The sequence below is a fragment of the Pseudomonas sp. GL_139_B genome (assembly GCF_057834475.1).
This window is the reverse complement of record NZ_CM174403.1, coordinates 4,052,894-4,065,145: the sequence shown is the minus strand read 5'-3', so window position 1 is coordinate 4,065,145 and position 12,252 is coordinate 4,052,894. Positions and strand designations below refer to the sequence as shown.

Annotated in this window: 14 protein-coding genes; 13 read left to right on the top strand and 1 reads right to left on the bottom strand. The window is 57.8% G+C overall.

Features of this window, described 5'->3' with window-relative positions; all coding sequences use genetic code 11:
• Positions 1-8 precede the first annotated feature (8 nt).
• The 4 genes from AC3ISI_RS18570 (at position 9) to AC3ISI_RS18555 (ending at position 3,131) form a co-directional block, all read left to right on the top strand.
• Positions 9-866, top strand: a complete 858-nt coding sequence (locus tag AC3ISI_RS18570) for a phage tail protein (protein WP_489333234.1) — start codon at positions 9-11, stop codon at positions 864-866.
• Positions 841-1,047 carry a tail protein X gene (locus tag AC3ISI_RS18565; RefSeq protein ID WP_223513278.1) on the top strand — a complete coding sequence of 69 codons (207 nt, stop codon included), beginning with the start codon at positions 841-843 and terminating at the stop codon, positions 1,045-1,047. Before AC3ISI_RS18570 ends, AC3ISI_RS18565 begins: the two co-directional genes overlap by 26 nt.
• Positions 1,048-1,099: 52 nt before the next feature.
• Positions 1,100-2,134 (top strand): phage late control D family protein, encoded by a 1,035-nt coding sequence (locus tag AC3ISI_RS18560; RefSeq protein ID WP_489333233.1) that lies wholly within the window; start codon positions 1,100-1,102, stop codon positions 2,132-2,134.
• 202 nt (positions 2,135-2,336) lie between these two features.
• Positions 2,337-3,131: a DNA adenine methylase gene (locus AC3ISI_RS18555; RefSeq protein WP_489333232.1), complete on the top strand. Its 795-nt coding sequence runs from the start codon at positions 2,337-2,339 to the stop codon at positions 3,129-3,131.
• 231 nt (positions 3,132-3,362) lie between these two features.
• Here AC3ISI_RS18555 and AC3ISI_RS18550 read toward each other — a convergent pair whose 3' ends face one another.
• Positions 3,363-4,271, bottom strand: coding sequence for a LysR substrate-binding domain-containing protein (locus AC3ISI_RS18550; protein ID WP_489333231.1), 909 nt, complete (start codon positions 4,269-4,271; stop codon positions 3,363-3,365).
• A 302-nt stretch (positions 4,272-4,573) separates the two neighbouring features.
• On the opposite strand from AC3ISI_RS18550, the gene AC3ISI_RS18545 reads away from it, so the two are divergent.
• From AC3ISI_RS18545 to AC3ISI_RS18505, 9 genes are all read left to right on the top strand, one after another.
• Positions 4,574-4,957, top strand: coding sequence for a VOC family protein (locus AC3ISI_RS18545; protein ID WP_096510388.1), 384 nt, complete (start codon positions 4,574-4,576; stop codon positions 4,955-4,957).
• Positions 4,958-5,065: 108 nt separating this feature from the next.
• Positions 5,066-5,911, top strand: a complete 846-nt coding sequence (gene fghA, locus AC3ISI_RS18540; protein WP_489333230.1) for an S-formylglutathione hydrolase — start codon at positions 5,066-5,068, stop codon at positions 5,909-5,911.
• A gap of 122 nt (positions 5,912-6,033) precedes the next feature.
• The gene (locus AC3ISI_RS18535) at positions 6,034-6,858 is read left to right on the top strand and encodes a phytanoyl-CoA dioxygenase family protein (RefSeq protein WP_489333229.1); all 825 of its coding nucleotides are present in this window, start codon (positions 6,034-6,036) and stop codon (positions 6,856-6,858) included.
• Positions 6,859-6,987: 129 nt separating this feature from the next.
• Positions 6,988-7,758 (top strand): ABC transporter substrate-binding protein, encoded by a 771-nt coding sequence (locus tag AC3ISI_RS18530; RefSeq protein ID WP_489333228.1) that lies wholly within the window; start codon positions 6,988-6,990, stop codon positions 7,756-7,758.
• Positions 7,759-7,849: 91 nt separating this feature from the next.
• Positions 7,850-8,539 (top strand): ABC transporter permease, encoded by a 690-nt coding sequence (locus AC3ISI_RS18525; protein ID WP_489333227.1) that lies wholly within the window; start codon positions 7,850-7,852, stop codon positions 8,537-8,539.
• 2 nt (positions 8,540-8,541) lie between these two features.
• Positions 8,542-9,255 carry an ABC transporter permease gene (locus tag AC3ISI_RS18520; protein WP_489337750.1) on the top strand — a complete coding sequence of 238 codons (714 nt, stop codon included), beginning with the start codon at positions 8,542-8,544 and terminating at the stop codon, positions 9,253-9,255.
• Positions 9,256-9,266: 11 nt separating this feature from the next.
• Positions 9,267-10,034 (top strand): ABC transporter ATP-binding protein, encoded by a 768-nt coding sequence (locus AC3ISI_RS18515; protein ID WP_489333226.1) that lies wholly within the window; start codon positions 9,267-9,269, stop codon positions 10,032-10,034.
• Between the two features lie 90 nt (positions 10,035-10,124).
• Positions 10,125-11,300, top strand: coding sequence for a M20 aminoacylase family protein (locus AC3ISI_RS18510; protein ID WP_489333225.1), 1,176 nt, complete (start codon positions 10,125-10,127; stop codon positions 11,298-11,300).
• Positions 11,301-11,331: 31 nt separating this feature from the next.
• Complete coding sequence (locus AC3ISI_RS18505) at positions 11,332-12,108, top strand: ABC transporter substrate-binding protein (protein WP_489333224.1); 777 nt, start codon at positions 11,332-11,334, stop codon at positions 12,106-12,108.
• Positions 12,109-12,252: the final 144 nt, after the last annotated feature.

Genomic DNA, 12,252 nt, shown 5'->3' with positions numbered 1-12,252 from the left:
GAAATGTGATGACGGATGAAAAGACCTACTTGCAACACTTGCAGGGCGGGCTGAAGGACATGGTCGACGCCGGTGAAGCTGGTCGCACTGATCTCGAGTCGATGACCGGGCCGATGAATGGCGCGCTCAATGAAATCAGCGGGGCAGCGGATGCGCTGGAAGGTTTGCCCTTTATCAGCGAAGACCTCAGCGACAAGACCCGGCGCCTGCAAAGTGCAATCAACTCGGCGCAGGCGAAGATCGGCAAGGTGGCCAGCTACTACAACCAGACCCAGCGCGCACTGGCCGGGTTTGAGGAACACTTTTCTGCGTTAACAGAGCAGATTGGCCGCTTTGGCGCGGCGTTCAACAAGGTGGCCGGCAAGGCCAATGCCGCGCTGGGCAACATCTTCCCCACGGAATGGTTTGCCGGCGACATGTCGCCGATTCCCGACGCGGTGAAGCCGTTCCCGCACCTGCTGATTCTCTACCCGCTGAAAGCCAATGAGCGGCCGTATTACTTCAACCTGGATACGGCGGCGTTTGACGAACTACGCCGGCAGACGTCGTTTCGCTGGGCGGCGCAGGAACGCCTGACCCGGCGCCCGGCGCAACAGGCGGTGGGTCTGGGGGAGGAGAAAATCACCATCAAAGGCGCGATCTACCCGAGCTACAAAGGCGGCTTGAAGCAGCTGGATAGGCTGCGCAGCATCGGTGCCAAGTTGCTGCCGCTGAACCTGACCACGGGTTATGGCGAGGTATTGGGCAACTGGTGTTTGACCACTATTGACGAAGAGCAAAGCGCCTTGTTGCCCGGGGCGATCCCGCGCAAGCAAGGCTTTTCATTGGAGTTTGTCCGTTATGGCGATGACTTGCAGAACAGCTGACGGGGATCTGCTCGACACCCTGTGCCACCACTATTACGGTCACCTGAACCGTAGCGTCGAGGCGGTGCTGGCGGCCAATCAGGGCCTGGCCGATGAGCCACAGCCGTTCAGGGCCGGTGTGCTGATCACGTTGCCAGACCTGGTGGTCGAAACGGACAGCGTCATTTCGTTGTGGGAGTGATGCCGTTACCCAGCCCGCCGCGTGCGGGCTTTTTCTTGTCTGGAGTGCCGACATGCAACCGCTTTTCCGCATCGTCGCCGACGGTGCCGACATCACCACCTTGATCAATGATCGGTTGGTCTCGCTGCAGCTGTCCGACCGGCCCGGGATGGCCTCAGATTCGTTCGAACTGCGCATCGATGACCGCGATGGGGCGGTGTCGCTGCCTGCGCGTGGCGCGAGTATCGAGGTCTACCTGGGTTATGCCGGCGCCGACCTGACGCGCATGGGCCGCTACACCGTGGACGAGGTGGCCGTTTCCGGCCCGCCGGACACGCTAGTGATCAGCGGCAAGGCCAGCGACATGCGCGGCAGCGGCAAGACCACCCGCAGTGGTAGTTGGGAAGACGTCAGCTTGGCGCAGATCGTGGGCGACGTGGCCGTACGCAACGGCTGGCAGCCGTCGTGCCCGGTCGACACCCGCGTGCCGCGCATGGATCAGCTCAATGAATCCGACTTCAACTTCATCACCCGCGTGGCCAAAAAACACGACTGCACCGCCAAGGTGGCCGACGGCAAGCTGCTGGTCTTGCCGCGACAAGGCGGGCAGAGCGCCAACGGCAAGGCCTTGGGTGTGATCACCTTGCAGCGCAATGACGTCACTCGTTGGCAGTTTCGCTTGAGCGACCGCAGCACGCACCAGGGCGTCAGCACCCAGTATCAGGACCCGGCCAGCGGAGAATTGTTGGTCTCTCATCTGGACAATCCCAACGTGCCCGAGGGCCTGCCGCCGGTGCACACCGACCGCCATCTCTACCCGGACAAAACCGCTGCCGACGAAGCGGCGAAGGCGCGTTTGGCGGCGTTCAACCGATCCACCGCCTCGGTGCGCCTCGACCTGCCGGGCCGGACCGACCTGTTTGCCGAATGCATGATCGAAGCGCAAGGCTTCAAGCGTGGTCTTGATGGCGAATACCTGGTGGAGTCGGTGGATCACACCTTCACCCCGTCCGGATGGACGGTGTCGATCGAATGCAATGGTGGCAAGGAGGGTAAGGCGAAGGCGTCAGGCAAGCCGCAGAAAGTCGTGCTTGAAGTGCCCGTTTGATTACCCAGGAGCGTGAGTTGTCCCAAGTCAAAAAGGTTTTAACCTCGAAGTAAAAGGAGCGGCCAGTCTGGATGCGTCAACATCCCGCCTGGCCACCGTCCCCGCAGATGGTCCCTGCAAGTCCCGCCAAGGCTCCTGCTCTGTGCACAAAGCGGAGCGAGCCTAGCGCCTGTTTATTTATACAGTAAAGGTCTTGCACTCTATGTCTTCACCCATCATTCCTTGGATGGGCGGTAAACGCCGCCTGGCCGATCGCCTCATCCCGCTTTTTCCTCCTCACGAATGCTACGTCGAAGTGTTTGCCGGCGGTGCCGCGCTGTACTTCATGCGCCCCCAGGCCGCGCCCGTCGAAGTCCTCAATGACATCAACGGCGACCTGGTGACGTTGTACCGCGTGGTGCAGAACCACCTCGAAGAGTTTGTGCGCCAGTTCAAGTGGGCGCTCAGCTCGCGCCAGGTGTTTGAGTGGCAGAAAATGACCCGCGTCGAAACCCTCACCGACATCCAGCGCGCCGCCCGATTTTTCTACCTGCAGCACCATGCCTTCGCCGGTAAAGTCTCCGGGCAGACCTTCGGTACCGCGACCACCACCCCGTCGATTAACCTGCTACGGATCGAGGAAAATCTCTCGGCCGCCTGGCAACGCCTGTCGGGCACTTACGTGGAAAACCTACCCTGGCTGGAATGCGCCGAACGCTACGACCGTGCCCATACCTTCCACTACATGGATCCGCCGTACTGGCAGACCGCTGGTTATGGGGTGGATTTTCCGTTTGAAAACTACGAACGCATGGCCGACTTCATGCGCCGCTGCAAGGGCAGGGTGATGGTCAGCATCAATGACCACCCCGACATTCGCCGGGTGTTTGAAGGTTTTCATTTCGAGACGCTGGATATTCGTTACACCACGAGCAACCAGCGGCAGGGCAAGGCCGAGGTCAGTGGCGAACTGGTGATCATGAACTGGGAGCCAGCGGCGTTGGGAGGACTATTTTGACGTGACAGCCTGGGTCGTCTGCTGCCCGTCGTGACGGGCAGAAATCAGCCAATTTCGGTCAGTCCTGACAGGCAGAAAACGACCCAAAGCCGACGTTCGTTACAGGCAGGAATCGACTAAAGCTGACATTCTTCTTAATCAATCCTCCTGCAACGGGTTTGTGCGCGGAACCTGCATCAATCTCAATTCACTATTTCGGGTGCTGAAATGATGTGTTTGTTCGCCAGTGCTTCAGTCGTGTCGTTCTTGCCAGTCATTGGCGACCCATTTGACGAAGGCTTCTGCGACCGGTGATGGATGCATCGCTCGGGATTGGGCCAGAACCACTCGCTGAGGTGATACGTCCTCGATGACAGGGAGGCATGTCAGGGGCGTGCCGTCATAACAATGATCGCCGACAGGCCGGGTGCAAGACAACGCCACGCCGTACCCGTGGGCCACCAGACCTCGCTGCATTTCGAAGGTCTGGGTGTACTGTTGGGTGCGCGGCCGAAGGTCATGGGCCCAGAACAGCGACAGGAAATACTCGCGAGTCTGGGCGATGTCTTCGAGAATCAGGCATTCCTGGGCAAGCTCATGGAGCGAGACGGCATCGTGCGTGGCCAATCGATGATCCTTCGATAACAACGCATAGGGTGTCAGTTCCGCCAGCACTTGCCGGGGAAGGAGGGGGTCCAGCCCCAGGTCGTACGTGAGCGCCAGCTCCGCCTTCCCTGCGGTGATGCTCCTGTGAACGCCCGCCAGATCCGTTTCGAACAGAGTGACCTCAATTTCAGGATGCGCCTTTCGGAATCCCGACAGCAGGCGCGGGGCGTAGTACGGCCCCAAATCCTGAAAGCAGATCAGCGACAGGTTTCCGCGCAGCACTTGAGGCTGGGAATCAGCTTGAACGCTCATTTTCGCGGCCATGCTCAGGATGTCTCTCGCCTGACTGAGCAAGCGCGTGCCAGCGGGCGTCAACTCCAGCCCTCGACTGACCTGGCGCCGGAACAATCGGTCATTCACGGCATCCTCCAGTTGCGAGATGGCGATGGAAACGGACGGCTGCGAGACATGCCGCGCCCTGGCGGCCGCACTGATGCTCCCATGCTCGGCCACTGCCACGAAGTACTCGAGTTGTCTGAACGAGAAACCTATCAATTTTTTTTATACTCCAGAATAGGCAATATATTCTTTTCCTATTGGAGGCGAAAAGCAATACTGCGATTACGTTACAGCAGGGCGGTTACCGAACGGAAGGAATCAAGACTACTTGCAAAACGGCTGCGAATTTGAAGTTACGCCGGTTTATCGAATCAATCGCAAGTTTGTACCGCTGAGCTGCGTAATGTTTTAACAATGGGCACGGATGCACTGACGGCGAAGGCATTGATGGTGCATTCGCGACAGAGCGGTCATTAAATTGATCGACAACGAAAATAACAATTACAAGAGAGACAGACATGGCCATTTTTACACACGTTAGTGTCGGCACTAATGATTTGAATAAAGCCCGTGACTTCTATGACGAAGTCTTGAGCAAGTTGAATCTCAAGCGCATTGCCGACCTTGATGATAACGGTTCGATCTGGGGTGAAGCTGCACCTTCCTTTTTTGTCCTCAAACCTGCCAATGGTGCGCCTGCCAGTGTAGGGAACGGTGTGACCGTCAGTTTCGAAGCACCGAATCGCGCATCGATCGATGCATTCCACAAGGCCGCCCTGGCCGCTGGCGGTGTCTGTGAAGGCGCGCCAGGTCCTCGTGGTTGGGCGCCACATGCCTACGCCGCTTACGCCCGTGATCTGGACGGCAACAAGCTGGCCGCTTACTGCTTCAGGCCTGTCTGAGCCCTCGAAGTGCAGTAGGGTCGAGTGACCGTTCGCTCGGCCTGCATCAGTGCGATGTCGGCAGGTAATTGAGTCCTGTCGACAGTCGCGCGGTCACGAGCGCGAGAGATGACCATGGAACTTATTTCCAGCAGCAAATCGTTTGGCGGCCATTTAAACAAGTACAGGCATGTGTCCAGCGCTGTGGCGTGCGAGATGACGTTTTCCGTATTTCTCCCTGCGCAGGCTGACGTTGGCCCTCGGCTCCCTGTTCTTTATTGGCTGGCAGGGTTGACGGGCAATGAAGATACCTTCGTTCAAAAAGCGGGTGCGCTTCGCGTCGCAGCGGACTTGGGCCTGATCATTGTCGCCCCTGATACCAGTCCTCGCGGCAGCGAAATTCCTGACTCGGCTCCCGAAGAGTGGGTGTCCGGGCAAAGCGCCGGTTTCTACGTCAACGCAACCGAGAAACCCTGGTCCGATCATTACAACATGTACGACTACGTGGTGAATGAGCTTCCCGAGCTGATCGACCGCCATTTCCCGACGTCAGGTCGGTGTGGCATTTCAGGTCACTCGATGGGCGGTCACGGAGCATTGGTCTGTGCATTGAGAAACCCGCAGAAGTATCTCTCGATATCGGCGTTTGAACCGATCTGTAATCCCGCCAGTTCTCCCTGGGGGATCCAGGCCTTTTCTGGCTACCTGGGTGCCGATCGACAATCCTGGCTGTCTTGGGATGCTTCTGAGTTATTAGCGAGTTGCCAGTCGAATTTATCGATCCTCGTTGAGTTTGGCGGCGCCGACGAATACCTCGATGAAGAACTTAAACCGGGCACGTTACTGGGGGCGATGAGCAACAGTCGCTGCGAACTCGAGATCAGGGTGCGTCAGGGTTATGACCATAGTCATTACTTCATCGCTTCTTTTATAGAAGACCATCTTCGTTATCACTACAAGAAACTCGTGAGTTAAACATCATCAGTGGGTGATGTGTTTTCAACGGCCGGTCGACAGTGCGTGTTGGGCGGTAGCGTGTTGGCGAATGATAATTGAACTTTCATTTAATAAGTAACGTATTTGCTTAGAGGTGCCAGATGGAACAAGTCTCAGCATTTAAACTTCCCGCCGGAACGCAGGAGGCGTTTCAACGTGATGGTGCAGTGTGCGTTCGCCAACTGTTCTCTCCAGAAGAGGTGGCGTTGCTGGAAACAGGAATCGAGCAAAATCTCAGACATCCAAGCCCTCGCGCCAAGGTCGCCAGCCGCCCGGACGATCCCGGCTGGTTCTTTGAAGACTTCTGCAATTGGGAAGATATCGATGCCTACAAGGCCTTCATCTTCGAAAGCCGGGTCGGTCATGTTGCCGCGCAACTGATGGGAAGTGACACCGCCAGGCTTTATCACGACCACCTACTGGTCAAGGAAGCGAACACGCGCCAGCGCACCCCTTGGCACCAGGACCAACCGTACTACAACGTCGATGGCCGTCAGAACTGCAGCATGTGGATGCCGATTGACCCGGTCGCCCGCGAGTCGACGCTGGAGTTTGTCGCCGGATCGCATCTAGGGCCCTGGCTGATGCCCCGTAGCTTCATGGACAGCCAGGCCCAGTGGTTTCCCGAGGGCACGTTGAGCGACCTGCCTGACATCGAAGCGGATCGCAGTGCATGGAACATTCTGGGTTGGGAGCTCAATCCGGGCGATGTGGTGTTTTTCCACATGCTCACATTGCATGCCTCTGGTGGGGTGGGGGGCAACAGACGTCGGCGTGCGTTCTCGGTGCGCTTCCTCGGTGATGACGTTACCCATGCGCCACGGCAGTGGAAAACATCTCCTGACTTCCCGGGGCTCGAAGCTGAACTCGCGGCCGGGGCCAGGATGGAACACGCGCGGTTCCCGTTGCTCTGGTCCAAGCCCTGATCCGAGGCGCGAGTGTGAGGATGGCCGGCTATTTGGCGGATAGGGAGGCGAATGGCAGACACCGTCTGTGTGTGATCGAAGAACGTAAATCCCATGCAAAACCATTGATTAGCTAAGCAGGATAAAAATATGAAAAAGATTGTGTTAGCTACCGTATTCGCTGTCGTTTCGTCCGGTGTCATGGCCAGGGACCTGACGGAAATAAAGTTCGGTGTGGACCCGACCTTCGCGCCTTTCGAGTCCAAGGCGCCTGACGGCAGCCTCGTGGGTTTCGATATCGATCTCGGCAACGCGATCTGCGCCCAGCTCAAGGCCAAATGTGTGTGGGTCGAAACGTCGTTCGACAGCATCATTCCGGCGCTACGGGCGAAGAAGTTCGACGGGATCATGTCCGCACTGTCGATCAACGAAAAACGTAAAGCGCAGATCGATTTTTCCGATCGCCTTTATAACTCCCCGACCAAGCTCATCGTCAAAAAGGGCAGCGACCTCGATGCGACGGTCGAGTCGCTGAAGGGCAAGCACGTGGGGGTGACGCAAGGCACCACGCAGGAGGCCTACATGAAATCGGCCTGGGCCCCGGGTGGTGTCGTCATCAAGTCCTATCAGACGCAGGACCTGGTGTATCAAGACCTGATGTCTGGCCGCCTGGATGCCACGCTGACGGATGCACCCGTGGCGGATATCGGGTTTATCCAGACGCCCAAAGGCGCGGGCTACACCTTCTCCAAGACAGAGGTGAAAGACGAAAAGATCCTGGGCGAAGGCATTGCGATCGGGCTGCGCAAGGGCGACGACGAGCTCGAGACTGCGGTCAACGGGGCGCTCAAGGCGTTGCATGAAAACGGCACGTACAAACTGCTGGCCGACAAGTATTTCTCGTTCGACATCTACAACTGAGTTCACGGTTTTTTTCTGAATTCAACGGTGGACCCCCAGGTTTTTCCTGGGCGCCCATCGCGCACGATCATTTCATTTAGGAACGAGAGCCATGTTTCTAGAAGGGTTCGGGTCGATCATCCTCGACGGGACAATATCCACGATCAAGCTGGCATTACTGTCCATGCTGTTCTCGGTCGTGCTGGGTTTGATAGGCGCATCCGCCAAACTTTCCAAGAGTCGAATGCTACGAAATCTGGCGACGGCCTATACCACGCTGATTCGCAGCGTGCCCGATCTGGTGATCATGTTGCTGTTGTTCTACAGCCTGCAAATGGGGCTGAACAACATCACCGAGGCACTCGGTTTCAATCAGATTGACATCAATCCGTTTCTGGCAGGGGTCATCACGCTCGGTTTCATTTACGGCGCTTACTTCACCGAGACGTTTCGTGGGGCGTATCAATCCGTTCACGCAGGACAATACGAAGCCGCGATCGCTTACGGCCTCACGCCGGCAAAAGCGTTTCGCAGAGTCATGTTTCCGCAAATGATGCGTTACGCCCTGCCGGGCATTGGCAACAACTGGCAGGTGGTCGTCAAGGCGACCGCTTTAGTCTCCATCATTGGCCTCACGGACATCGTCAAGGTGACCCAGGATGCCGGTAAAAGCTCGATGCAGCTGTTCTACTTCAGCCTGGTCGGCGGTCTCATTTATCTGGCGATCACCACCGTGTCCAACGGTGTTCTCGTCTGGCTGCAGATTCACTATTCGGCGGGCGTGAGGAAGGCGGACCTATGAACATGCATGAGTTCATTGCCCAATACTGGAAAGCGTACCTGTGGACGGATGGTTACCAGCTGTCCGGCGTCGCCATGACGTTGTGGCTGTTGGTCGCTTCGATCGCCATCGGTTTCCTGCTCTCGATTCCCATGTCGGTAGCGCGGGTGGCGAAGAACCCGTTCATTCGCGGGCCGGTGTGGTTCTACACCTATGTCTTCAGAGGCACGCCGCTGTATATCCAGATGCTCGTTCTCTACACGGGCGTCTACAGTCTGAGCTACGTGCGTGATCAGCCCTTGCTGGATGCATTCTTCCGAGAGGGCTTCAACTGCACGTTACTGGCGTTTGCCTTGAACACCTGTGCCTACACGACCGAGATCTTCGCAGGGGCCATCCGGGCCACGCCCTATGGGGAAATCGAAGCCGCCCGGGCTTACGGCCTGTCGTCGTTCAAGGTCTACAAACGGGTGATTCTGCCCTCGGCGTTGAGGCGAGCGCTGCCGGCCTACAGCAATGAAGTCATCCTCATGCTGCACTCCACGACCCTGGCGTTCACCGCCACCGTGCCCGACCTCTTGAAAGTGGCTCGAGATGTCAACGCTGAAACCTATGCAACCTTCGAAGCATTTGGCGTCGCGGCTGCGCTCTATGCCGTGATGGTGTTTGGACTGATCTGGTTGTTCCGCAAGGGCGAGTCCCGTTGGCTCGCGTTTTTGAAGCCTCAAACACATTGATGGAGAGCACGATGCACAAGCTGAACGTAGAAAACCTCCACAAAAAATACGGCCCTCACGAGGTATTGAAAGGCGTCTCTCTGAATGCGAAAGCCGGCGATGTGATCAGCATCATCGGTTCCAGCGGTTCCGGTAAGAGCACCTTCCTGCGTTGCATCAATTTTCTTGAGCAGCCCTGTGCCGGGAAAATCACCGTGAGCGGCGAGGAAATCAGGACCCGGCTGGACATGTCAGGTTCGATGATCGTGGCGGACCCCAGGCAGCTTCAGAAGGTGAGAACCAAGCTGGCGATGGTGTTTCAACACTTCAACCTCTGGCAGCACATGACGGTGCTGGAAAACGTCATCGAGGCGCCCATCCAGGCGTTGGGGCTGAGCCGAAAAGACGCAGAAGCGCGGGCACGCAAGTACCTGGAAAAAGTGGGCCTGGCCGCGAGCGTTGAAAACAAATACCCGTCCCACATGTCCGGCGGACAACAGCAACGGGTCGCGATCGCCCGAGCCCTCGCCATGGAACCTGAGGTGATGCTCTTCGACGAGCCCACGTCCGCGCTTGATCCCGAACTGGTCGGTGAGGTCCTCAAGGTCATGCAAGCGCTGGCCGAAGAAGGGCGAACCATGGTTGTGGTCACCCACGAAATGGGGTTCGCTCGACATGTCTCCAATCACGTCATGTTTTTGCACCAGGGCCTGGTGGAAGAAGAGGGCAACCCTGCAGAAGTATTGACCAACCCCCGGAGTGAGCGCCTGGGCCAGTTCCTGTCGGGGCGGTTGAAGTAGCCTTGGCGTATGCGAGTGCGCTGAACCCGGCGCCCTCGCGACCTGTTCAGCCCTTTATTTTCCTAGCGTCTGCCCAGTAGGAGCACGCCAATGTCCTTAGCCATTCCTGAACTGCTTGAAGTGCAAGATGAAATCCAGCAGATACGCCATCTGATTCACTCCCGCCCAGAGCTGGGCTACGAGGAGTACCTGACCAGCGATCTGGTGGCCGAACGGCTGACCTCATGGGGATACGAAGTGAGCCGTGGGATCGCCAAGACCGGTGTCGTCGCGGTGTTGACTCGAGGAAGCGGAACTCGCAAGATCGGGCTGCGTGCCGACATGGATGCCTTGCCGATCCATGAAGACACGCACCTTCCCTATCGCAGCCAGGTCGACGGAAAGATGCATGCCTGTGGCCATGATGGCCATACGGCGATGCTGCTGGGGGCGGCCTATGCCCTGGCAAAGCGCAGTCACTTCAATGGCACGCTCACCTTGATTTTTCAACCCGCGGAAGAAGGCCTGGCCGGGGCGCGCCAGATGATCAGGGAAGGGGTACTCGAGCAGTTTCCCTGTGATGCGCTGTTCGCTCTGCACAACATGCCGGGCTACAAGACCGGGACCTTCGGTTTTCGCCCGGGGGCCTTCATGGCGTCGGCCGATCAGGTCGATGTAACCATCCGGGGGAAGGGCGGGCATGGTGCGATGCCTCATCTGACCGTCGACCCGATCGTGGTGTGTGCGAGCATCATCATGGCCTTGCAGACGTTGGTCTCCAGAACCGTCTCTCCTCAGGAAATGAGTGTCATCACCGTGGGCGCGATCCACGCTGGTCGGGCGTCCAATGTGATCCCCGACAGCGCGCACATGCTCATCTCGGTGCGCGCGCTGAATCAGCAGGTTCGCGATCAGCTCGAGATCGACATCACTCGCGTGATCGAGTCGCAAGCGGCCAGTTACGGCGCCACGGCAGAGATCAAATACAGCGCGGATTATCCCTTGTTGGTGAACGATCCTGCCGCCACGGCGTTCGCCGCGAGCGTGGCTCGGGATTGGCTTGGCGATTGCGAGGTCCTCGAGAACATCACCCCCTTTAACGGCAGCGAAGATTTCGCCTATTTCCTGCAAGAGCGTCCGGGCTGTTACCTGATTCTGGGGAACGGAGACGGGGAAGGGGGCTGCATGATCCACGATCCTCGATACGACTTTAACGACGAAATACTCATGCGCGGTGCGGAGTTTTGGGTCCGGCTGGCCGAGTCCTTCCTGAAGAAAGATGCGTGAAACATTGACCCCCGTTGAGCGAGGCTTTGACATGAACAAGAAAGTTGCATCAGCACTCACATTGGCATCACTCTTCGTTGCCCTCGGTGCCGAGGCCGAGCCCACACTGAAGTTCGGTGTGGACCCCAGCTATCCGCCTTTCGAGCAGAAGATGCCTGATGGATCCCTGAGTGGATTCGACATCGATCTCGGGGAGGCCATCTGCGCAAATCTGCAGGTCAAGTGCGTGTGGGTCGAGCAGAACTTCGACTCGATGATCCCTGCTTTGAAGGCCAAGAAGTTCGATGCCATTCTCTCGGCGTTCAGTGCGACGCCCGTACGCCGTCAGCAGGTGGATTTCACCAACAAGATTTACGTAGCCCCTTCTGCGTTGATTGCAAAAACCGATTCCGGGATTTTGCCAGGTGACGACTCGTTGAAAGGCAAGTCTGTCGGGGTCATCCAGGGCTCATTGCAAGAGGCTTACGCAAAAAGCGAGTGGGCCCCGAAAGGCGCTCGTATCCAGTCCTACCAGACTCAGGATCAGATCTTTCAAGACCTGATCACAGGTCGCCTGCAAGCGTCTTTCCAGGCGGCGGTTCAAGGCGATATCGGTTTGCTGCAGACGCCTCGAGGCGCTGGTTACGCGTTTGCCGGGCCTGCGATCACGGACAAGAGCATCATCGGAGACGGTGTCGCGATCGGCGTGCGTAAAGGGGGGGACGACCTGGTGCAGAAAATCAACGCGTCGATCGTCGCGATCCGGCAGTCAGGTGAATACGACAAAATCGCCAGCAAATACTTCAGCTTCAATATCTACGGCGACTGATCCTGTCGCGCTCGAGCGGGCGGACACTCGGATGTTCGCCTGTTCCTGTCCCTCACCCATTGCTGAAACGGTATCGAAACGTGCGTCAGCCCCGGACGTGTTGCGCAGTCCGGGGCTGTTGGTTCAGGTCAAGTGCGCATTTGT